The organism is Staphylococcus kloosii (assembly GCF_032139365.1).
Lineage (GTDB): Bacteria > Bacillota > Bacilli > Staphylococcales > Staphylococcaceae > Staphylococcus > Staphylococcus kloosii_A.
Map to the genome: position 1 here is coordinate 87,204 of NZ_JAVTDB010000044.1, position 22,702 is coordinate 109,905.

Here is a 22,702-nt window from a genome sequence, read left to right on the forward strand (position 1 = left end):
TACGAATCCAAATATTCAGTTAAGTGTTTTGATTTACTCATTTATTGCTTGTATGAATGTGATGATTTTTATCACACTACAATGGTCATTGAAATTAAATGAATATATAAATGTGTGCTTAATTTTTTTATTGTTTTTAATGTTTATACCATTTAGTTTAATTGTACTATTGTCAAATATTACTTATATGATTTTAGAAGTAAGTATATTCAATATAATACTTTTCTTGTGCAGCTTAACAACAGTTTATATTAATATAAAAATTATAATTGGTTGTCTGAATTTTATTAAAACTACATTTAATAAAGAAAAGGTTCAACTAGTGTTAGACTTTTTCGGAAAATTATTTAATATATTGTCTTTACTTATGGTCTTAATTTCCTCTGTAATTAGTTTAAGTGACTATGAAGTAAATTCAACTATATATTTTTATACTCTAATAATAACGTTAGAAACGATTTTCATTAATTTTTTGCTTTTATTGATAAGTTATTGGAGATATATCAGACAAATATTTATCGATATATTTTATTGTTTAAGAGATAATTAAGCATTCTATTTTTATTAGGTAGGGTATTTAAATATGTATAATTAGAGTAGTATTTACTATAACTTAAATATTTAAATGACTTTCTCGCTAAAAAGTATTATATATACAATACAATTCTACAATTTTTCATTTTGTTTATAACTTATAACATTTTATTTTAATAACATTATATGGTGTATATCGGTATGAACAAATATTTTTAGGGTAACCTAAAAATATTTGTAGAAAGCATAAAAATGTGGTGTGATTTAAAAAGCAAAATGAATTAAGAAAGGCATGAGCATGTTGAAAATATTCAAGAAGTTTAAGGCATCGTTGAAATATATAGACGTAGGCATTATCTGTTGCTTTTTAATCTTGAGTATTATTGACATATATAATGATTTAAAAACAATATACAGATTACAAAGATAGCACATAGTCAATTAAAAAAATGTAGATCAATGGCCAGAACTTAATTGAATCTGATGTCATTTGGTATTTTGAACCTGATCAAACAGACCTTGCAAATAAAGTTAAAGCGTATAAAGATAATGGTGATTGCGATGTTTTATATGCAATTACCATTATCTTTGTTATGTATTGAACTTGATTTATAAGTAATGTGCTAATAGGTGTAACTGAGTAATTTATATAATGATAGGGTAAATAAATTATAAAGTTTAGACGTTAAAATTATTACGAGGTAGTGAATAATACATGCAAAATTATTTGAAATTAATATTGGCTACATTTGCAGTCAGTTTAATTCTTACATCGTTGCTTTATGTCCTGTTTGTAATAACAGATCTAATCATAGGTTTTTCTAATGCAGCGTTGCTATTAAATATAGATTTTTTAGTAAACTATGAATATGTAAATATGTTTGAAGAATTATTAATCCATTTCTTGATAACTTTAACCATCGTTTTAATTACTTGTTATGTATATCATAACTTTCAAGATTTAAAAATCGTATATTTGTGTAGTTTAATGATCGTCTTTATTTTGCTTTATCCTATACTTATTTCATTATCAAGTCGTCATTTTTTTCATTATGAAATAGGCGCACATATTGTTTGGTTAATTGCTCATTTTATTTTTATTGTTTTATTGAATTTTAGTGTAAAAAAAATTATAGCCAAGATTTAATAAACATAAAATAGTTACTATTCTTAAAATAATAGAGGTGCTGAATTATAAAATATACAATAGCATCAAAGCGTATTATAAGTTAATATAGTGAGTGAATTGATTTATAATTGCGAGGGGAGAACAAGAATTAAATGGCAAATTATCAACATAACAATAACGCTAAAAAGTCAAAGTGGAATATAATTGTGATTGTTATTATCATTCTTGTATTTTTATCATTAGTTTTTGCGTTATTCTTTGGCACTTATAGTTTTATCAAAAATAATGTAAATTTTAATATCAATCATTCACATTCAACCAGTGAAAAGGAAAAAGGTAATAGTGAACCTAAAGATGCACCTAAAATCAACGTGTTAACTTCTGAATTCAGTAATAATTTTATGCATGCCGATCAACGTAATGGTTATCATGGCATTACAAAAGGGATGACTAAAAAAGAAGTTGAAAAGAAATTAGGGCACACGAATCATGTCGTACCTATCGCAAGTGTTAAAGCACACAAATATGGTAGTATCGCAACTTATTACAATAAAGATAATAAAGTCGAGCGTATCTTTGTCGTGCCTCAAAATGTATCTATACATGAATTCGAAAATTATCATGGTCAAGCCACGATCTCTTACAATCAAAGTGGTAAGGTATATGATGGCAATCCAAATAATAGTTTTTCTGTAAAAGTATTTACTAATAAAGATGATAAAATTACTGGGATAGAAAATGTCGACCAAATTGCGCGATAAAAAGACATTCCAAGTTATTGAATGAGTAACTATCTTTAAATATGATAAAAGGAAACTTTAAATGTTAAATTATAAATCATTATTTCTGCTGTTATTTATAATCGTTGCAGTAATCACAATTGTGAGCTTAATTTTAACTAATAACTATACTATGGCGTTCATTACCATTGTTGTTTTATTTTTAGTGGTTATAGATTTTGTAGTGCGTACTATTAGAAAAAATAATAATTATAAATAGTTAAATTTAAGAGTATGGGACATAATTTTTAACTCAAGTTAAATAACACCTCATTCTACTGATTTAGTCAGTAAAAACGAGGTGTTATTTTTATAATCCACGATTTTGTTCGTGCATGCCTGCCTAGGGTATGGTTCGAGTCTGTAGTCTCTCACGCATACGATTCCCTCAGGCGTCAGTACGATTCAAAATCATTACAAAGTTAATCTTATCTTGTTTTATATTGATAGTATATGACTTTATGATTGGATTGAAAATGCGCTTATATCAAGCTGTTTTCAACTCTAAATATCATTACCAGTGCGGGATTACAAATTCTTCTAAAAAAGATTTTTGTCCTGCTCCCTTTTACTTACTTATAGATTTTATACTGACACTTTGTAATTTCTTCAATCGTTTGAAAAATTATTATATAATAATGTGGTATTTAATATAGGAGGTTACATCATGAGTTTAGTCATCTTATTAGGTGTATTAGCGCCAATTATATACTTAATGGTAAAAGTCGTATCAAATACAACTATTAATAAAAAAATCGCAATAAACACCATAGTAATTGCTATGATTGGCATGTTGTTAGCAGCAATTGTCATGGTAGTTGTAAATAAACCCATTCATTTATTTTATTATATTGTAGCAAGTATTTTTGTAGGAATCATATGGGGCATTATTTTGTGTGGATGTTGCTTGTTTTATCAAAAGTTAAATAGTGCATTTAGTAATAAGAAAAAGGATATGTAATAAAAAACAACGTTTCTATAATTTATAATTAGAAACGTTGTTAATAGTTTAAAATTGAATTAAATTGAAATATTGATGGAAATGGTCCATAATCCATAATACTCCTTGGTATCCTAAATAAATACATAGAATGATAATACCAACTGAGATTAGGAAACGTAATATGGATAAGCCAACTTTAAAAAATAAGATGACTAATAATGCTATTAGTATGATTGATAGAATGCTCATCTTGTTCACTCCCTTTAGTAATATTTTACATTTATATAACTACATAAACATCGGTCCCAAGTTAGGATTTAAATAAGCCTACGGTCTGATTACAAATACAAATATAATAAATTATAATTCATTTGAAAAGGAGGTTATTAAATGAGGTTTATTTTCGGTGTTATAAAAAATATTATAGCAGTAGTTGCTATTATAGCTATCGTTTTTTGTGCTTTAAAATATGCGCCATTCTTAAAAGAACAAGAATGGAACCCACTGCATGAAAATAGGCCTACATTTAAAGATAGCCCTGTCGATCCACAAATGAATAATGGCAAACGGTACTCATTGGAAAGCAATGATTTATTAAATAATGTGCCACCCAGTCAAATTAAAAAGGTTTTCAATTGGGTTGATAAAAAAGAATTTATGTCAGTCTCAGGACTAGAACGTATGGGATATAATGATAAATATATTGCTGGTCAAAGACAAGATAAATTTGTAATATATAAATTTGGTTCAGATTCCATGCGTGTATATACTACTGAAATAGAAATGGAACAGGATTTAGCTAAATTAGGACAACGCATCAAATTAAAACCACGACAATCATATGAGTAATGCGTTTGAATTTAAAATACAAATGCGTTACCTTTATAATGTAAAAAGAAAAAAGGTTGGTGTCTAAATATGAGTGAACAATCTAAAGAGAAAAAAGCTGACGAACAAGCTAAAGCACAAAACTTATTCGCACGTTGGCGTAAAGAAGAAACATTGTATAAAGAAGACGAAAAAGATTCACAAGATAACGATAAATCGAATACTGAGAAGAAAACAGAAGATTAGTGATTAAAAGGACTTGGATAACCAAGTTCTTTTTATTTTATAAAATTTTAATAAACCTTAATTGCTTTACTACACTTTTATTTTTGAATGTTGTTATAATAATAGTAATCATTTTATTCAATAACGTGGTCCGATAATTTTAATCTGCTTCTTGTCGGTTGAAGAAAGTATTCGTAAATATTAAAGTAACACTTTATTTCGCATCATGAGTAATATAAAATGATTAGTGATTATAAAATTATAGTGTGCTAATTGAGGTGTTTAGTTTGTCGAAGTTTTTTAAAAATAACAAGTTGGTTGTTATTTTATGTGCAATAATCATATTCATATCCTTAATCGGAATATCATTAAGGTCTCAATCTCAATCGCATGCTGAACAGTATGTTGGAGATTCAGTTTCATTTGGTCAAAGAGTAGTGAGTTATCCTGTCCAATTCGTTACCGGTTTTATTGATGATTTATTCATGAGTAATAAAGATAAAAAGCCATCCAATAAAGAAAAGCAATTACAGGCAGAAAATGAACGTTTGAAAACGGAAAATAAAAAATACAAAAAAGAATTAGATATCGAGGACATTTCGAAGTATGATCCCATCTCAAGTACTGTTATTTCTAGAAATCCAGATCAATGGATGAATACATTAGTTATAAATAAAGGCTCAAAAAATGGGGTAAAAACTAATATGGCGGTTATGACGTCTGAAGGGTTAGTAGGTAGAATTTCAAAAGTGAATCAATTCTCTTCACAAGTTGATTTAGTATCAACAAATACCAGATCAAATCGTTTATCTGTAAATATTCAACATGATGGTAACAATGTATTTGGCCTAGTAGATCAATATGATGCTAAAAACCAAGAGTTAGTAATTTCTGATATTAACAATAAAGATAAAGTTAAAAAAGGCGACAAGGTTGTTACGAGTGGCTTAGCTGATCAGTTACCAAGTAATTTATACATAGGTGAAGTGACTAAAGTTGAAAATGATAAATACGGCTTGTCTAAAGAAGTTAAAGTTAAACCGGCAGCATCACTTTCAGATTTAAATCATGTTTATGTAGCAAAAAGAGATGCTAAATCATTACCTGATGACGAAAGTGGTGTTAATTAATGAAAGTATTTTACTACTTTTTAATAGGCGTTGTATTATTTTATATTGATACTGTCATCGGCCTAGTCATCCCAATGCATATTGGCAACAAAGACATTATATTTGTTCCACATTTAACGTTAATGTACTTATTAATCACTTGTGTATATCGAAGTTTTGGAGTTTCGATTATATTAGCGATTGTATTAGGTGCAATAACTGATCTTTATTTTGGTAGTTTTTATGGACTGTATTTGTTTGGGTACATTTTATTAGTCGTCATTATGGATTTCTTTTTCAAAGTCTTTTACCGAGATGATTCAATGCTCTTTTTAATTATATTGTTGAGCACAGTAGTTATGGAAGTTTATGTAGCAATCATATATTCGGCTTTAGGCCTAATACATTTCATGTTTATTGATTTTATTTTATTACGCTTAATTCCAACATTAATTTTAAATTTAGTATTATTAATTATTATATATCCATTAATAACTAAATTTTTCAGAAAAACACAATTGAAGATTGACACTAATCATCGGTAATGCTAAAATGCAGTAGTTGAGTAGTTTCAAGCTACATACAACCGCTCGAATTCAGGTATAAGTACAATGATGTCACCTGATTTTGGCGTGACTTATAATATAGGAGGTGCAAAGTATGTTTGCTATTATTGAAACAGGTGGAAAACAAATCAAAGTAGAAGAAGGCCAAGAAATTTTCGTTGAAAAATTAGACGTTAATGAAGGTGACGCATTCACATTTGATAAAGTATTATTTGTAGGTGGCGATTCAGTTAAAGTTGGTGCGCCAACAGTTGAAGGTGCTACAGTTAGCGCTACAGTAAGTAAACACGGACGTGGTAAAAAAATCACAGTCTTCACTTACAAACGTCGTAAAGACTCAAAACGTAAAAAAGGACATCGTCAACCTTACACAAAACTTACAATCGATAAAATTAACGCATAGTTATGATTACTGTTGATGTAGCTTTAAATAGCGAAGGTCAAGTAACAGACGTAATTATGGACGGCCATGCAGATCATGGTGACTATGGTCATGACATAGTATGTGCAGGTGCTTCAGCCGTGCTATTCGGTAGTGTTAATGCTATTATGGGTTTAACATCTGAGAAACCTGATATAGATTATGAAGAAGACGGTGGTCATTTTCATATACGTAGTGTTGATACAAATAATGAACAGGCACAATTAATTCTTCAAGCTATGTTAGTGTCATTGCAAACAATAGAAGAAGAATATCATGAGAATATTAGATTAAATTACAAGTGAGGTGCAATTCAATGTTAAAATTAAACTTACAGTTCTTCGCATCGAAAAAAGGGGTAAGTTCTACAAAAAACGGACGTGACTCTGAATCAAAACGTTTAGGTGCTAAACGCGCTGACGGTCAATACGTTACTGGCGGTTCTATTTTATTCCGTCAACGTGGTACTAAAATTTACCCTGGTGAAAATGTAGGTCGCGGTGGTGACGATACATTATTCGCTAAAATCGACGGCGTTGTTAAATTCGAACGTAAAGGTCGCGACAAAAAACAAGTATCTGTTTATTCAGCTGCTGAGTAATTTGTCTTTACTAACACCAGAAGTTTTAACTTCTGGTGTTTATTTTTTGTTTTATTTTATATAAAACGACTTAATGATATAATGGTGTAGATATTGTAAAATTATAGAAAAAGAGGTGAAAATATGTTTGTCGATCAAGTGAAAATTTCACTAAAAGCTGGTGATGGTGGTAACGGGATTACAGCATATAGACGAGAAAAGTATGTACCGTTTGGAGGTCCAGCCGGTGGCGATGGTGGCGATGGTGCTTCTGTTATTTTTGAAGTAGATGAAGGATTAAGAACTTTATTAGACTTTAGATACCAAAGCCATTTCAAAGCTAAAAGAGGTGAAGGTGGCCAAAGCAGTAACATGCATGGTAAAAATGCGGAGAATTTAATCTTGCATGTTCCACCAGGCACAATCGTTAGAAGTGTTGAAACGGGTGAAGTATTAGCAGATTTAGTTGAACATGGTCAACGTGCCATTGTAGCTAAAGGTGGTCGTGGGGGTAGAGGTAATTCACGCTTTGCATCTCCACGTAACCCTGCACCTGATTTTAGTGAGAACGGAGAACCTGGTGAAGAAATCGAAGTAACATTAGAATTAAAATTATTAGCCGACGTAGGATTAGTAGGTTTCCCAAGTGTGGGTAAATCGACTTTACTTTCTATTGTGTCGAAAGCAAAACCAAAAATTGGGGCTTATCATTTCACGACAATCAAACCCAATCTTGGTGTGGTAGCGACACCTGATAATAGAAGTTTTGTTATGGCTGACTTACCAGGTTTAATTGAAGGAGCATCAGATGGTGTTGGCTTAGGTCACCAATTTTTACGTCACGTAGAACGTACAAAAGTTATAGTGCATATGATTGATATGAGTGGCTCTGAGGGTCGTGATCCATTAGAAGATTATCAAATTATCAACAAAGAATTAAGTGCTTATGAACATCGACTAGAAGATAGACCACAAATTGTTGTTGCGAATAAAATGGATATGCCTCATTCTGAAGATAATTTAGCTTTATTTAAAGATGCATTAAAAGATGAAGAAGTTGATATTATTCCATTATCTACTTTTACGCGTGAAAATATAGATAAATTACTTTACTTAATAGCTAATAAATTGGAAGAAGTTAAAGACATAGACTTTAACGAAGAAGAGGAAGACCTAGGAATAAACCGTGTTGTTTATAAACATACGCCTAATCAAGATAATTTCACTATCTCAAGAGATGATGACGGCGCTTATGTCGTACGTGGTAAATCAATTGAACGTATGTTCAAGATGACTGACTTCAATAGTGATCCTGCTGTGCGTAGATTTGCTAGACAAATGCGTTCAATGGGTATTGATGATGCGTTACGAGATAGAGGTTGTGAAAATGGAGATATTGTCAGAATTCTTGGTGGGGAATTTGAATTTATAGAATAGGGGTGCTCAAAAAATGGATAGTAAAGATTATAAAAAGTTTTATTTAATTAGAGAAGATGTATTGCCAGAATCTGTTGTGAAAACAATAAAAATTAAAGATGCTTTGAAAAGTGATCCTAAGCTATCCATATTTGAAGCAGTCAAAAAGTATGATCTATCAAGAAGTGCATTTTATAAATATAGAGATACTATTTTTCCAGTGGACGAAAAGATGGAGACTACGAAAGAATTTACATTAATCTTATATGTTAATGATATCGTGGGTATGTTAGCTGAAGTTTTAAATACCCTATCTAGATTAAGTTTATCGGTATTGACAATTCATCAAAGTATTCCTATGGATCACAGAGCGACAATAACTGTCTCTTTAGATGCCAAAGGAACAGACTTAGAGATTGATGACGTCGTAGCGTCATTACAAACGATTGAACATGTATCTAAAGTAGAATTAATAAGTATGACAATATAAGGAAGTGTAAATTTGTACGCATATATAAAAGGTAATTTAACTCAATTATTTCCAACGCATTTAGTCGTTGAAACAGCGGGCATTGGTTATGAAATTCAAACACCCAATTCGTATCGTTTTCAACGATACTTAGATCAAGAAGTGAAGGTTTTCACTTCATTTATAGTAAGGGAAGATGCACAACTGTTATATGGTTTTATTAATGAAGAAGAAAAAGATATGTTCCTTAACTTAATAAAAGTAACAGGTATTGGACCTAAATCTGCACTTGCGATTTTAGCTACAAGTACGCCTTCAGAAGTGATCCAAGCGATTGAAAATGAAAATGATACTTATTTAACTAAATTTCCGGGCATTGGTAAAAAAACAGCGCGTCAAATTGTGTTAGATTTAAAAGGTAAAGTACAAGTAACTGAAGAGAAAGCCGAAAACCTATTAACGCACGATAGTGATAACGATGCAAACGATGGCATAGTTAAAGAAGCCATTTTAGCACTTGAAGCGTTAGGCTACTCTAAACGTGAACTTAATAAAGTGGAAAAAACATTAAGTAAAGAAACTTGTGAATCAGTCGATGAAGCAGTTAAAAGAGGTTTGCAATTGTTAGTTTCGTAAAAAAATGGGGTGAACAAAAGTGGATGACAGAATGGTTGATCAATCATTACATGAAGATGAAACATCATTTGAATTATCGTTAAGACCAAAAAGAATACGTCAATATATTGGACAATCTTCAATTAAAAATAATTTAGAAGTATTTATTAAAGCGGCTAAATTAAGAGAAGAACCTTTAGATCATGTATTACTTTTTGGACCCCCAGGTTTAGGAAAAACAACTTTGTCTAATATTATCGCCAATGAAATGGAAGTTAATATTAGAACAATTTCTGGCCCGTCAATTGACAGACCAGGAGATTTAGCAGCAATATTATCTGGGTTACAACCGGGTGATGTATTATTTATTGATGAAATTCACAGATTAAGTAGTGTAGTAGAAGAAGTTTTATATTCAGCAATGGAAGATTTCTTTTTAGATATCGTAATTGGAAAAGGCGATGAAGCTAGAAGTATTAGAATTGATTTGCCACCTTTCACATTGGTTGGAGCAACGACTAGAGCAGGTAGTTTAACGGCTCCATTAAGAGATCGCTTTGGCGTGCAATTACGCTTAGAATATTATAAAGATACAGAACTTAAAGAAATTATCGTTAGAACAGCTGAAGTTTTAGGTACTTCTATTGATGAAGATAGTGCAATAGAATTAGCTAAAAGAAGCCGTGGTACGCCACGTGTTGCGAATAGATTATTAAAACGTGTTCGTGATTTCCAACAAGTTAATGAAGATGAGCATATATTTATTGAAACTACAAAACAAGCTTTGAAGCTTTTACAAGTTGATGAAGAAGGCTTAGATTATATCGACCATAAAATGATGCAATGTATTTTAGATCAATATAATGGAGGTCCAGTCGGGTTAGACACTATTGCAGTTTCTATAGGTGAAGAACGCGTAACGATAGAAGATGTATACGAACCTTTCCTTATTCAAAAAGGCTTTATCGAGCGAACACCCAGAGGACGTAAAGCAACTCCTTATGCTCACGAACACTTTAGAAATAAAGGAAAGAGGTAGTAACATTGGATATTGAAGATTTTGATTATCATTTGCCTGAAGCATTGATAGCACAAACGCCATTGAAAGATAGAGACCAAAGTCGCTTATTAGTATTAGGTAAAAATTCCGGGGATATTGATCATCGCCATTTCAAAGACATTATAGATTATTTTAAACAAGGCGATACTTTAGTGCTAAACGATACGCGAGTAATGCCAGCCCGTTTATTTGGTTTTAAAGAAGAAACAGGTGCTAAAGTAGAAATGTTAATGCTAACTCAATTAGAAGGCAATGATTGGGAAGTATTATTAAAGCCTGCAAAAAGAATTCAAATTGGAGATAAATTAAATTTTGGTGAAGGCAAAATAATCGCAGAATGTATTGAAACGTTAAACCAAGGCGGACGTATTATGCGTCTTCATTTTGAAGGTATATTGCAGGAGCGTCTAGATGAATTAGGTGAAATGCCATTACCACCATATATAAAAGAACGTCTTGATGATCCAGAGCGTTACCAAACTGTTTATGCTAAAGAAATTGGTTCAGCTGCAGCACCTACTGCCGGGCTTCATTTTACAGATGAATTATTATCACAAATAAAGCAACAAGGCGTGAATGTAGCGTTTATTACTCTGCACGTAGGATTGGGTACATTTAGACCAGTAAGTGTAGACAATATAAACGATCATGAAATGCATAGTGAGTATTACCAAATGACACAAGAAACTGCTGACTTATTAAACGCTACGAAAAAAAATGGCGGGCGTATCATTTCTGTAGGTACAACCTCAACTAGAACATTAGAAACTATTCGTCAAAACAATAGTCAGTTTGAAGCGGAAAGTGGATGGACAGATATATTTATCTATCCAGGATTTGATTTTAGAGGTGTGGATGGTTTAATAACAAATTTCCACCTACCGAAATCAACGCTCGTAATGTTAGTGTCAGCATTTAGTACAAGAGAAAATATTTTAAATGCTTATAACCAAGCAGTAACTGAACAGTATAGATTTTTCAGTTTTGGCGATGCCATGCTAATTATTTAGGGAATTGAGAGGAGCAACAAACATGCCTGCAGTTACATATGAACATATAAAAACATGTAAGCAATCTGGCGCGCGTTTAGGAATTGTACATACACCACACGGTTCGTTCGAAACGCCTATGTTTATGCCGGTTGGAACAAAAGCTACAGTTAAGACAATGAGTCCTGAAGAACTTCATCAAATGGAAGCTAAAATCATTTTAGGAAACACGTATCATTTGTGGTTACAACCAGGAAATGATATTATTCGTAAGAGTGGGGGATTACATCAATTCATGAATTGGGATGGTCCGATACTTACTGACTCAGGTGGTTTTCAAGTATTTAGTTTAAGTAATTTGAGAAAAATTTCTGAAGAAGGCGTAGAATTTAGACACCATACTAATGGATCAAAATTATTTTTGAGTCCAGAAAAAGCGATGCAAATTCAAAATGATTTAGGTTCTGACATTATGATGGCATTCGATGAATGTCCACCTATGCCTTCAGAATATAAATACGTTAAAGACTCTATCGAACGTACTACACGTTGGGCAGAGAGATGTTTGAAAGCGCATAATCGTAAAGAGGATCAAGCGTTATTTGGTATCATTCAAGGTGGAGAATATAAAGATTTGAGACAGCAAAGTGCTGAAGAACTCGTAGCTTTAGATTTTCCAGGTTATGCTATTGGTGGTTTATCAGTAGGTGAACCTAAACCTGTAATGTATGACATGGTTGAACATACTGAGCAATATATGCCCAAGGATAAACCAAGATATTTAATGGGAGTTGGTTCTCCAGATGCTTTAATAGAATGTAGCATTCGTGGTATGGATATGTTTGATTGTGTATTACCAACGCGTATCGCTAGAAATGGTACGTGCATGACTTCTGAAGGACGCGTAATCATTAAAAACGCTAAGTATGCTGATGATTTTGGTCCATTAGACCCAAATTGCGATTGTTATACATGTAAAAACTACTCTAGAGCTTATTTAAGACATCTCATTAAAGCAGAGGAAACTTTTGGAATACGTCTTACTACATACCATAATTTGCATTTTCTGCTTAAATTAATGGAAAATATTAGACAAGCAATTCGTGAAGACCGTCTGTTAGATTTTAAAGAAGCATTTTTTGAACAATACGGACTTAATGTAGATAACCCTAAAAACTTTTAAAGGAGAAATATAATAATGCAATTAACATCTTTAATTTTACCAATTTTATTATTAGCATTAATGTGGTTCTTTTTAATTAGACCACAACAAAAGAAAGCGAAAGAGCATCGTGAAATGGTACAACAAATTCGTTCAGGTCAACGTGTAACAACGATCGGTGGTATCAAAGGTACTGTAAGAAGTGTTGATGAAACAACAGTCGTACTTACTTTAAATGGTAATGGTACAGAAATTACACTTGAAAAACCTGCAATTAAACAGGTAGATCCATCTTAATAAAACGCAAATTGGTAGGGATTGTATATTCCTGCCAATTTTTTTATATTTAAGTAATAAAACAAGAAATTAAGTGTACATAATAAAGTTAGTTTGTGTATGAGTTGTAATATGTTAAGATATATAGGTCGCTTAAACAAGTTATAGTAGTTTACGTAATGACTTGCACAAATATTAATAATTGAAGTATCCTTAAATCATAAGTTTACAATGAGGTGTTCATGTGAAAAAAAGTAGTAGAATAGTTGCGTTTATATTACTTGTGGTTCTATTATTTGCGGGTATGGGACTCACATATAAGAACGTAGTTAAAAACGTTAACTTAGGTTTAGACTTGCAAGGTGGATTTGAAGTTCTTTATCAAGTTAACCCATTACAACATGGCGATAAGGTTGGTAAAGATGCGGTAAAAGCTACCTCTAAAACATTAGAGAATCGTGTCAATAAACTTGGGGTTTCCGAACCTAAAATACAAGTCGAAGATAATAACCGTATTCGTGTACAACTTGCCGGTGTTAAAAACCAATCGCAAGCGAGGAAAATGTTATCCTCTCAAGCTAATTTAACAATCCGTGATGCAAATGACAAAGTTAAATTAACTGGTAAAGACCTTAAACAAGGTACAGCCAAACAAGAATTTAAACAAAATACAAACCAACCTGCAGTTACTTTTAAACTAAAAGATAGTGACAAATTCAAAAAAGTAACAGAAGAAATTTCTAAGAAAAAAGAAAATGTTATGGTTGTGTGGTTAGATTACGAAAAAGGCGATTCATACCACAAAGAAAAAACTAAGAAAGACCCTAAATATGTTTCTGCGGCTAATGTGGATAAACCGATCAATTCAGACAGCGTAGAAATTTCAGGTGGTTTCAACGGTGAAAAAGGCGTTCAAAAAGCAAAACAAATTGCAGACTTATTAAACGCTGGTTCTTTACCAGTTGATCTTAAAGAAATATATTCCAATTCTGTAGGAGCTCAATTCGGTCAAGATGCATTAGATAAAACAATTTTTGCGTCTATGTTAGGTGTAGCAGTTATCTATTTATTTATGTTAGGTTTCTATCGTTTACCTGGCCTTGTAGCTGTAATTGCTTTAACAACGTACATTTATTTAACGCTACTTGCCTTTAATTTAATTTCAGGTGTGTTAACGCTACCTGGACTAGCAGCACTTGTGCTTGGGGTAGGTATGGCCGTGGATGCAAATATTATAATGTATGAACGGATTAAGGACGAATTGAAAATTGGTCGAACGCTCAAACAAGCATATAAAAAGGCTAATAAAAGTTCATTCTTAACCATTGTCGATGCCAACTTAACAACTGTTATTGCAGCGGCAGTACTGTTCTTCTTCGGTGAAAGTTCAGTTAAAGGTTTCGCAACTATGCTATTGTTAGGTATTTTAATGATTTTTGTTACGGCAGTATTTTTATCTAGATTGCTGTTATCATTATTAATTTCATCAAACTTCTTCAAAAAATCATATGGACTGTTTGGTGTTAATAAAAAACATATTTATGACATCAATGATGGTAAAGACGTACATGATTTAAAAACACCTTATGAAAAATGGGACTTTATGAAACTAGCTAAACCATTATTATCTTTAAGTGTCATCATTATCATTATTGGTGCAATCATACTATTTATCTTTAAATTAAATTTAGGTATTGATTTCACAAGTGGTACGCGTGTCGATTTTGACGCTGAAAACAAAGTATCGCAAAACAAAGTAACACAAACACTTGAAGATAAAAACTTTGCACCAGATCAAATATCAATTGGTCAAAATGGTAAAAATGTAAGTGTGCAATTTAAGAAAGACTTAAACAAAGACCAAGTCGCAAAAATTAAAGACACGATACATGATAAGTTTGGACATGACCCAACTGTAAATACAGTGTCGCCAGTCATTGGTCAAGAATTGGCTAAAAATGCGATTATGGCATTAATTTATGCTGCAATTGGCATTATCATTTATATTAGTTTCCGTTTTGAATGGCGTATGGGACTTTCGGCAGTGCTTGCATTGCTACATGATGCATTCATGATTGTAGCCGTGTTTAGTTTATTCAGACTAGAAGTAGATATTACATTTATTGCAGCCGTATTAACCATTATCGGTTATTCAATTAATGATACGATTGTTACTTTTGACAGAGTACGTGAAAACTTGCATAAAGTGAAAGTTATTACTAAGTCAGAACAAATTGACGATATCGTCAATAGATCAATCAGACAAACTATGACGCGTTCTATCAATACAGTATTAACTGTTGTTGTCGTAGTTATTGCATTATTAATCTTTGGTGCTTCAAGTATTTTCACATTCTCATTAGCGCTGTTAATTGGTTTAATTACAGGTGTATTCTCTTCTGTATTTATTGCAGTGCCTTTATGGGGTATAATGAAGAAACGACAACTTAAAAAATCAGATGATCATAAGTTAGTAGTTTATAAAGAAAAACGTTCTAACGATGAAAAAATCTTAGTATAATTTAAAAGACTTTTTACCACTGCGTAAGCAATACGCAGTGGTATTTTTAATTTTTTGCCAATTTGCATTAATAATATTGCCATATTAATGGACACCGCTTTTTATTTTATGGAATATTTTGTATAATGACTTGTGGAAATGAGGGAGACTCGTATGATTAAACCAAAGTATAATTGGGATTTTAATACACCCGAAGATGAAATTTCAGCAGATAATGCTAAGAAATTAAAATTAACTCCTATTGTTAAACAAATTTTGGAGAGTAAAAATATCGTCGATTGTGATAAAGTCGAAGCGCTATTTAATAATAAGGTTATTAATCATGATCCTTGGTTACTAAGCGATATGAAAAAAGCAGTTGACCGAATTAATTTAGCAATCGATAAAAATGAAAAGATTCTTGTTTATGGAGATTATGATGCAGATGGTGTTACATCAACAACTATACTAGTATCGACTTTGAGACAATTAGGCGCGCATGTAGGTTGGTATATACCAAACCGATTTTCAGAAGGATATGGTCCAAATGAAATGGCATTTAAGAACGCCTACGATGAAGGTATTTCACTTATTATTACTGTAGACAATGGTATTCAAGGGCACAGCGAAGTGGAAAGTGTTCAATCCTTAGGTGTCGATGTCATAATCACGGACCATCATGAAATAGGCAGAACAATGCCAGATGCATACGCAATTGTACACCCAATGCATCCTGAATTTGATTATCCATTCCAATATTTATGTGGCGCAGGCGTAGCCTATAAAGTAGCTCAAGCATTGTTATCTCAACCACCACAACAATTTTTAGGATTAGTCGCAATTGGTACAATCGCAGATTTAGTTTCCCTAACTGACGAAAATCGGTCGCTAGTCAAACAAGGCCTTGATGTGCTAAATGATCAATGCCCAGTATCGATAAAGGCATTATTAAACCAAGCAAGTTATACTGACGAGATTAATGAAGAAACAATTGGGTTTATTATTGGACCTAGACTGAATGCTGTAGGTAGACTTGAAGATGCAGGTTTAGCTGCCGAATTATTAATGACTAATGATCAAGAAGAGGCTGCATTTTTAGCCGAACAAGTTGAGTTTTTCAACCAAGAACGTAAAGATATTGTAGCTAGCATTACTGAAGAAGCCTTAGCAATGGCAGATGAACAAGTACAACAACAAGCCAAATTTCTTTTGTTAGCTAAAGAGGATTGGCACGAAGGTGTATTGGGTATTGTTGCGTCCAAAATTGTTGAAACATACAATTTACCCACACTTATATTAAATATTGATGAGGCACAAAATCATGCAAAAGGTTCAGCTCGTAGTATTGAACAAGTTTCAATGTTTGAAATTTTAACTGCACATTCTGATTTAATTTCCAAATTTGGTGGCCACCATATGGCTGCTGGTGTCACGATGCCTATAGAAAACATTCAAAATTTAGCACAAGGTTTAAATTTATGGATGGAAGAATTAGTAAGTACAACTTCATTAGAACCTTCAAAAAAGGTTGATGTAAAAGTTAATGAAGCAGATATTAGTGTTGACAACATTCAAGATATTCATAAACTAAGACCTTTTGGTACTGATTTTGAGAGTCCATGTTTCGAATTGTCAGATGTTATAGTGCGTCAGTCTAAAGGTATTGGACAGGATAAAAAGCATTTAAAGTTATCATTAGGAGATAGTAATTTACAAGCATTGTATTGGCAAAACGGTCATTTAAGTAACCAATTAAATACTGAACAACCCATTAATATTATTGGTACATTGCAAATTAACGAGTGGAATGGCCATAAATCGCCACAATTTATGATTCAAGACTTAGCAAGTAATAAATTACAGATATTAGATTATCGTAGTAAAAATAAGCTAGCTGACATTGATAATAATGATAATGCTACTGCTTTTCTTATTCATCCTCATAATGAAAAATTAGGAGATAATTATTATTTTTATGGGGAAGCCATACAACATAATTATGAAAAATATGTCTTTAGAGATTTACCATCAACAATAGAAGATATTAAGCATAGTTTAAAAAGTATACAAGCTTCTCAAATATATTTGATGTTGAATCATCAACAGTCTATATATTTTGAAGGCATGCCTAAAATGGAGAGTTTTAAGCAATGTTTTAAGGCATTAGCTAATAAAGGCGAAACAAATTTAGCACAAGATGGTATGCATTTATGTGATTTCTTAAATGTAAAACCTACAATGCTGAAGTTTATGTTAAAGGTATTTTTAGATTTAAACTTTATAAATGATAACAATGGTACAATAACAGTTAATAAGCAAACAGAAAAACAACCTATCGATGCTAGTAAGTTTTATCAAGCACGGCTCAATAGAATAGAAGTTGAAAAAGTTTTATTATATCAAGATATTAAACAATTAAAGCAATGGTTAACAACCGAATTGACTGATTAAATTAGGAGGAGTTTACAATGGATTTAAAGAAATACGTCTCAGAAGTTCCAGATTGGCCGAAAGAGGGGGTCAACTTTAAAGATATTACAACAATCATGGACAATGGTGAAGCTTATGGTTATGCTACAGACCAAATTGTAGAATATGCAAAAGAAAAAGATGTTGATGTAGTTGTAGGACCTGAAGCGAGAGGATTTATTATAGGTTGTCCCGTTGCTTATTCTATGGGCATTGGGTTTGCACCAGTACGTAAAGAAGGTAAACTACCTCGTGAAGTTATTAAGTATGAATATGATTTAGAATATGGCAAGAATGTTTTGACTATGCATAAAGACGCGATTGTACCAGGTCAACGTGTACTCATTACAGATGACTTATTAGCAACAGGTGGTACGATTGAAGCGGCTATCAAATTAGTCGAAAAGCTTGGCGGCATCGTAGTAGGTATAGCATTTATTATCGAATTAAAATATTTGAACGGTATTGAAAAAATTAAAGACTATGATGTAATGAGTTTAATTTCTTACGATGAATAAAATGAGTGTTTAATAAGTTTTTTGCTATGGAAATAATAATATTACTAGGCAATATGCCTGTAGTATTATTATTTCTTTTTATTAACGTTGAATTAATTATGAAATTATACAGCATAATAGTATTTATCATAGCTAAATCATTGTCTTTTCATAGCATTTCAATTATGCTAGATTAAATTTATTATAATTAGATAGTATTTGAATGTCATATCGCGTTTATTTATTTGCAAACATGTAGTATCATATAACTATTATTTGAAATTACATACATAAGTAAATTGAATTTAAAGTTTGTATACATATAATCAAAAAATTGGGAACATTTTTAGGTGATTAAAATTAAGTGTGGGGTGTCTTGAGTGAATAATGAATATCCATACAGTGCTGATGAGGTACTATATAAAGCAAAATCATATTTATCAAAAGATCAATATGAATATGTATTAAAAAGCTATCATATTGCTTACGAAGCACATGAGGGTCAATTCCGTCAAAATGGCTTGCCATATATAATGCATCCTATTCAAGTAGCTGGTATATTAACTGAAATGCATTTAGATGGACCAACAATTGTTGCTGGTTTTCTTCATGATGTTATTGAAGATACTCCGTATACATTTGATGATGTTAAATCAATGTTCAATGAAGAAGTGGCAATCATTGTCGACGGTGTAACCAAACTTAAAAAAGTTAAGTATCGTTCAAAAGAGGAACAACAAGCAGAAAATCATAGAAAACTGTTTATAGCTATCGCAAAGGACGTTCGCGTTATTTTAGTTAAACTTGCGGATAGATTACATAATATGCGTACGTTAAAGGCGATGCGCAGAGATAAACAAATTAGAACTTCTAAAGAAACACTAGAAATCTATGCACCGTTAGCTCATCGTCTAGGGATCAATACGATTAAATGGGAATTAGAAGATACAGCGCTTAGATATATAGATAGTGTTCAATATTTCAGAATTGTTAATTTAATGAAGAAAAAGCGTAGTGATAGAGAAGATTATATCCATAAAGCGATTAATAAAATACATTCCGAAATGGATAATATGAATATTGTCGGTGAAATTAACGGACGACCTAAACACATTTATAGTATTTATCGCAAAATGGTAAAACAAAAGAAACAATTTGATCAAATTTTTGACTTACTTGCAGTTCGAGTAATTGTTAACTCAATTAATGATTGTTATGCGATATTAGGATTAGTACATACATTGTGGAAACCCATGCCTGGTAGATTTAAAGATTATATTGCTATGCCTAAACAAAACATGTATCAATCTTTGCACACAACCGTTGTAGGACCCAATGGAGACCCGCTAGAAATACAAATTAGAACATTTGAAATGCATGAAATTGCAGAACACGGGGTTGCTGCACATTGGGCTTATAAAGAAGGGAAGCAAGTTAAAAATAAAACGGACGATTATTATAATAAACTCAATTGGTTAAAAGAATTGGCTGAAACTGATAATACGACATCTGATGCCGAAGAATTTATGGAATCATTAAAATTCGATTTACAAAGTGATAAAGTTTATGCGTTTACTCCTGAAAGTGATGTTATCGAATTGCCTTATGGCGCCAACCCAATAGACTTTGCTTATGCCATTCATAGTGAAGTTGGTAATAAAATGATTGGTGCAAAAGTTAACGGCAAAATAGAGCCAATCGATTATGTATTGCAAACAGGAGATATCGTAGAAGTGCGCACAAGTAAACATTCATACGGTCCTAGTCGCGACTGGTTAAAAATTGTTAAATCTTCTAGCGCGAAAAGTAAAATTCGTAGTTTCTTTAAAAAACAAGATCGTTCGTCAAACATTGAAAAAGGTAAATTTATGATAGAAGCGGAAATTAAAGACCAAGGCTATAGAGTGGATGATGTACTTACTGACGACAATATAGCTATCGTAAATGATAAATATAACTTTTCAAATGACGATGATTTGTATGCTGCAGTCGGATTTGGTGGCGTCACAGCATTGCAAATTGTTAACAAATTAACTGAAAAACAACGCATTTTAAATAAACAAAAGGCGCTAAATCAGGCGCAAGAAGTTACAAAATCAGTGCCAATTAAAGAAGATATTATTACTGATAGTGGTATATACGTTGAAGGTATAGAAAATGTATTAATTAAATTATCAAAATGTTGTAATCCAATCCCAGGCGATGATATTGTTGGATATATCACTAAAGGTCATGGTATAAAAGTACATAGAACAGATTGTCCAAATATTAAGAATGAAACTGATAGACTAATAGATGTTGATTGGGTAAAATCAAAAGATGCTACTCAAAAATATCAAGTAGATTTAGAAGTCAATGCTTATGATAGAAATGGTTTACTTAATGAAGTATTACAAGCAGTTAATTCTACGAGTAGTAATTTAGTCAAAGTTTCAGGACGTTCTGACATTGATAAAAATGCTGTGATTAATATTAGTGTTATGGTAAAAAATGTCAACGAAGTATACAAAGTTGTAGATAGAATCAAACAACTGGGTGACGTTTATACTGTAACTAGAGTTTGGAATTAGAGGTGCCACTAAATATGAAGATAGTTTTACAAAGAGTAAAAGAAGCAACGGTAACCAATGATTCAATTAAGCACTCAATTGGTCAAGGTTACTGTTTACTAATTGGATTAGGTCGAGATTCAACTGAAGCAGATATCGACGTATTAGCTAAAAAGATTGTAAATGCACGTCTTTTTAGTGATGATGAAGGAAAAATGAATTTAAGTTTATTAGATATAGGTGGACAAATATTATCGATTTCGCAATTTACGTTATATGCAGATGTGCGTAAAGGTAATAGGCCGGGTTTTTCTAAATCTATGCCACCTGAACAAGCTGTACAATATTTCGACAAATTCAATGATGTTCTACGTAGTTATGGCGTAGAAGTATTAACTGGCGAATTTGGCACTGATATGTTGGTTGATATTTCTAATGATGGACCTGTCACTATAATTTATGAGAGTCAGGATGGCAAAGTTATATGAATAAACTTAATACTTGGTTAACTAAACATCATTTAAAAAATATTCCCACATTTATTGTCGCAGTCGTTTTTATAATCTTTGTTGTGATGTTAATTGCTTTCTTAAATCACAATGATGAAAATAGTAGTACGGTTTATATAACTGAAGATGCAAAATTACTTACAGGTCCCAATGCTACTTATCCACAAATAAAAGCTCTTTATAAAGGTCAAAATTTCCATAAAGTTAAAAAAACCGGTAAATGGATAGAAGTCGAATCCAGAAACGGTAAAGAAAAAGGATGGGTCGCTGGTTGGCATACAAATTTAGACATAAAGCCAGATAAAACAGCAGACGCTAAACCTCTAAAAGATAAATCAATTGTACTTGACCCTGGTCACGGTGGTAGTGATCAGGGAGCTTCAAGTAGAACAAACAAAAAAAGTTTAGAGAAAGTATACACGTTAAAGACCGCAAAAGAACTCAAAGTTTTATTAGAAAAAGAGGGCGCTAAGGTCAAAATGACGAGAACTAGTGATAAATATGTATCGTTAGATGATCGTAATTTAAAAGGTGATGCTTATATTAGTATACATAATGATTCATTAAAATCTTCAAAAGCAAATGGTGGCACAGTCTATTGGTTTAAAGACAGCCAAAAACCTTTAGCAGAAACATTAAATAATAGCATTCAAAAGAAAGCATTGCTGTCAAATAGAGGCGCAAGACAAGAAAATTATCAAGTATTGAGACAAACTAATGTACCAGCCGTATTGTTAGAATTAGGCTATATAAGTAACCCAACAGATGAAACAATGTTGACCGATAAGTTACATCGACATATTGTAGAACATGCAATTATAGATGGTTTACGTTCCTACTTCTCAAAATAAAAAGGTTGCAAAATAATTATAAACTGGTTATGATTGTTAGTGAATTTTATAAATTAACCGTTACGATTCTTGAATGTTTTAAATAACAAGGTAGCACTTACTGTGTGAAGAGATATAATTCTAGGCTGAAAAATTATACTTAGTTATTTAAAATGAATGAACACAAGAACAGGTGCTCTCATTAAAAGGGGCCGTTTTACGAGCGTTATTCGTGTTAAAGTGGGTC

Annotated in this window: 23 protein-coding genes and 1 other annotated feature; of the genes, 22 read left to right on the forward strand and 1 reads right to left on the reverse strand. The window is 31.9% G+C overall.

Going from position 1 to position 22,702, the window contains the following annotated elements; genetic code table 11:
- The first annotated feature begins 1,815 nt into the window (after positions 1–1,815).
- Positions 1,816–2,424 carry a hypothetical protein gene (locus RPL90_RS05425; RefSeq protein WP_195708514.1) on the forward strand — a complete coding sequence of 203 codons (609 nt, stop codon included), beginning with the start codon at positions 1,816–1,818 and terminating at the stop codon, positions 2,422–2,424.
- Between the two features lie 685 nt (positions 2,425–3,109).
- Complete coding sequence (locus tag RPL90_RS05430) at positions 3,110–3,403, forward strand: hypothetical protein (RefSeq protein ID WP_313546444.1); 294 nt, start codon at positions 3,110–3,112, stop codon at positions 3,401–3,403.
- Positions 3,404–3,451: 48 nt separating this feature from the next.
- Here the strand turns inward: RPL90_RS05430 and RPL90_RS05435 are convergent, their stop codons facing one another.
- A complete protein-coding gene (locus tag RPL90_RS05435; protein WP_080985256.1) occupies positions 3,452–3,634 on the reverse strand; it encodes a hypothetical protein in 183 nt (60 codons plus the stop codon).
- Between the two features lie 141 nt (positions 3,635–3,775).
- On the opposite strand from RPL90_RS05435, the gene RPL90_RS05440 reads away from it, so the two are divergent.
- The 20 genes from RPL90_RS05440 to RPL90_RS05535 all read left to right on the forward strand — a co-directional run bounded on the left by RPL90_RS05440 (position 3,776) and on the right by RPL90_RS05535 (position 22,476).
- Complete coding sequence (locus RPL90_RS05440; protein ID WP_313546447.1) at positions 3,776–4,234, forward strand: DUF4930 family protein; 459 nt, start codon at positions 3,776–3,778, stop codon at positions 4,232–4,234.
- A 69-nt stretch (positions 4,235–4,303) separates the two neighbouring features.
- Positions 4,304–4,459, forward strand: coding sequence for a hypothetical protein (locus RPL90_RS05445; protein ID WP_313546450.1), 156 nt, complete (start codon positions 4,304–4,306; stop codon positions 4,457–4,459).
- 266 nt (positions 4,460–4,725) lie between these two features.
- A complete protein-coding gene (gene mreC / locus RPL90_RS05450) occupies positions 4,726–5,568 on the forward strand; it encodes a rod shape-determining protein MreC (RefSeq protein WP_313546453.1) in 843 nt (280 codons plus the stop codon).
- Positions 5,568–6,092 (forward strand): rod shape-determining protein MreD, encoded by a 525-nt coding sequence (gene mreD, locus RPL90_RS05455; protein WP_313546456.1) that lies wholly within the window; start codon positions 5,568–5,570, stop codon positions 6,090–6,092. Before mreC ends, mreD begins: the two co-directional genes overlap by 1 nt.
- 29 nt (positions 6,093–6,121) lie before the next feature.
- Positions 6,122–6,195, forward strand: a sequence feature (ribosomal protein L21 leader region).
- Between the two features lie 12 nt (positions 6,196–6,207).
- On the forward strand, positions 6,208–6,516 hold the full coding sequence (gene rplU, locus RPL90_RS05460) for a 50S ribosomal protein L21 (RefSeq protein WP_061854498.1): 309 nt from the start codon (positions 6,208–6,210) through the stop codon (positions 6,514–6,516).
- 2 nt (positions 6,517–6,518) lie between these two features.
- The gene (locus RPL90_RS05465; protein WP_048793501.1) at positions 6,519–6,839 is read left to right on the forward strand and encodes a ribosomal-processing cysteine protease Prp; all 321 of its coding nucleotides are present in this window, start codon (positions 6,519–6,521) and stop codon (positions 6,837–6,839) included.
- Between the two features lie 11 nt (positions 6,840–6,850).
- Complete coding sequence (gene rpmA, locus RPL90_RS05470; protein ID WP_002510438.1) at positions 6,851–7,135, forward strand: 50S ribosomal protein L27; 285 nt, start codon at positions 6,851–6,853, stop codon at positions 7,133–7,135.
- 123 nt (positions 7,136–7,258) lie between these two features.
- Positions 7,259–8,551, forward strand: coding sequence for a GTPase ObgE (gene obgE / locus RPL90_RS05475; protein ID WP_313546468.1), 1,293 nt, complete (start codon positions 7,259–7,261; stop codon positions 8,549–8,551).
- 13 nt (positions 8,552–8,564) lie between these two features.
- Positions 8,565–9,020, forward strand: a complete 456-nt coding sequence (locus RPL90_RS05480) for an ACT domain-containing protein (RefSeq protein ID WP_313546470.1) — start codon at positions 8,565–8,567, stop codon at positions 9,018–9,020.
- Positions 9,021–9,032: 12 nt separating this feature from the next.
- On the forward strand, positions 9,033–9,635 hold the full coding sequence (gene ruvA / locus RPL90_RS05485) for a Holliday junction branch migration protein RuvA (RefSeq protein ID WP_313546473.1): 603 nt from the start codon (positions 9,033–9,035) through the stop codon (positions 9,633–9,635).
- A 19-nt stretch (positions 9,636–9,654) separates the two neighbouring features.
- A complete protein-coding gene (gene ruvB, locus RPL90_RS05490; protein WP_195716285.1) occupies positions 9,655–10,653 on the forward strand; it encodes a Holliday junction branch migration DNA helicase RuvB in 999 nt (332 codons plus the stop codon).
- 5 nt (positions 10,654–10,658) lie between these two features.
- Entirely contained in the window at positions 10,659–11,684 is a 1,026-nt protein-coding gene (gene queA / locus RPL90_RS05495) for a tRNA preQ1(34) S-adenosylmethionine ribosyltransferase-isomerase QueA (protein WP_313546478.1), read from the forward strand.
- Positions 11,685–11,706: 22 nt separating this feature from the next.
- Complete coding sequence (gene tgt, locus RPL90_RS05500; protein ID WP_313546481.1) at positions 11,707–12,846, forward strand: tRNA guanosine(34) transglycosylase Tgt; 1,140 nt, start codon at positions 11,707–11,709, stop codon at positions 12,844–12,846.
- Between the two features lie 15 nt (positions 12,847–12,861).
- Positions 12,862–13,122, forward strand: coding sequence for a preprotein translocase subunit YajC (yajC, locus tag RPL90_RS05505; protein ID WP_048793508.1), 261 nt, complete (start codon positions 12,862–12,864; stop codon positions 13,120–13,122).
- Between the two features lie 223 nt (positions 13,123–13,345).
- Positions 13,346–15,622 (forward strand): protein translocase subunit SecDF, encoded by a 2,277-nt coding sequence (gene secDF / locus RPL90_RS05510; protein ID WP_313546488.1) that lies wholly within the window; start codon positions 13,346–13,348, stop codon positions 15,620–15,622.
- Between the two features lie 153 nt (positions 15,623–15,775).
- A complete protein-coding gene (recJ, locus tag RPL90_RS05515; protein ID WP_313546491.1) occupies positions 15,776–18,052 on the forward strand; it encodes a single-stranded-DNA-specific exonuclease RecJ in 2,277 nt (758 codons plus the stop codon).
- A 17-nt stretch (positions 18,053–18,069) separates the two neighbouring features.
- A complete protein-coding gene (locus RPL90_RS05520) occupies positions 18,070–18,588 on the forward strand; it encodes an adenine phosphoribosyltransferase (RefSeq protein ID WP_313546494.1) in 519 nt (172 codons plus the stop codon).
- A gap of 359 nt (positions 18,589–18,947) precedes the next feature.
- Positions 18,948–21,137, forward strand: coding sequence for a RelA/SpoT family protein (locus RPL90_RS05525; protein ID WP_313546497.1), 2,190 nt, complete (start codon positions 18,948–18,950; stop codon positions 21,135–21,137).
- 14 nt (positions 21,138–21,151) lie between these two features.
- A complete protein-coding gene (dtd, locus tag RPL90_RS05530; protein WP_313546500.1) occupies positions 21,152–21,604 on the forward strand; it encodes a D-aminoacyl-tRNA deacylase in 453 nt (150 codons plus the stop codon).
- A complete protein-coding gene (locus tag RPL90_RS05535) occupies positions 21,601–22,476 on the forward strand; it encodes an N-acetylmuramoyl-L-alanine amidase (protein ID WP_313546502.1) in 876 nt (291 codons plus the stop codon). Before dtd ends, RPL90_RS05535 begins: the two co-directional genes overlap by 4 nt.
- Positions 22,477–22,702: the final 226 nt, after the last annotated feature.

Coding starts and splice junctions, on each gene's coding strand:
- RPL90_RS05465 (WP_048793501.1), top strand. CDS start 6,519: ATGATTACTGTTGATGTAGCTTTAAATAGCGAAGGTCAAGTAACAGAC.
- RPL90_RS05445 (WP_313546450.1), top strand. CDS start 4,304: ATGAGTGAACAATCTAAAGAGAAAAAAGCTGACGAACAAGCTAAAGCA.
- rpmA (WP_002510438.1), top strand. CDS start 6,851: ATGTTAAAATTAAACTTACAGTTCTTCGCATCGAAAAAAGGGGTAAGT.
- yajC (WP_048793508.1), top strand. CDS start 12,862: ATGCAATTAACATCTTTAATTTTACCAATTTTATTATTAGCATTAATG.
- RPL90_RS05430 (WP_313546444.1), top strand. CDS start 3,110: ATGAGTTTAGTCATCTTATTAGGTGTATTAGCGCCAATTATATACTTA.
- RPL90_RS05535 (WP_313546502.1), top strand. CDS start 21,601: ATGAATAAACTTAATACTTGGTTAACTAAACATCATTTAAAAAATATT.
- dtd (WP_313546500.1), top strand. CDS start 21,152: ATGAAGATAGTTTTACAAAGAGTAAAAGAAGCAACGGTAACCAATGAT.
- tgt (WP_313546481.1), top strand. CDS start 11,707: ATGCCTGCAGTTACATATGAACATATAAAAACATGTAAGCAATCTGGC.
- obgE (WP_313546468.1), top strand. CDS start 7,259: ATGTTTGTCGATCAAGTGAAAATTTCACTAAAAGCTGGTGATGGTGGT.
- RPL90_RS05520 (WP_313546494.1), top strand. CDS start 18,070: ATGGATTTAAAGAAATACGTCTCAGAAGTTCCAGATTGGCCGAAAGAG.
- mreD (WP_313546456.1), top strand. CDS start 5,568: ATGAAAGTATTTTACTACTTTTTAATAGGCGTTGTATTATTTTATATT.
- rplU (WP_061854498.1), top strand. CDS start 6,208: ATGTTTGCTATTATTGAAACAGGTGGAAAACAAATCAAAGTAGAAGAA.
- RPL90_RS05440 (WP_313546447.1), top strand. CDS start 3,776: ATGAGGTTTATTTTCGGTGTTATAAAAAATATTATAGCAGTAGTTGCT.
- recJ (WP_313546491.1), top strand. CDS start 15,776: ATGATTAAACCAAAGTATAATTGGGATTTTAATACACCCGAAGATGAA.
- RPL90_RS05435 (WP_080985256.1), bottom strand. CDS start 3,634: ATGAGCATTCTATCAATCATACTAATAGCATTATTAGTCATCTTATTT.
- RPL90_RS05480 (WP_313546470.1), top strand. CDS start 8,565: ATGGATAGTAAAGATTATAAAAAGTTTTATTTAATTAGAGAAGATGTA.
- RPL90_RS05425 (WP_195708514.1), top strand. CDS start 1,816: ATGGCAAATTATCAACATAACAATAACGCTAAAAAGTCAAAGTGGAAT.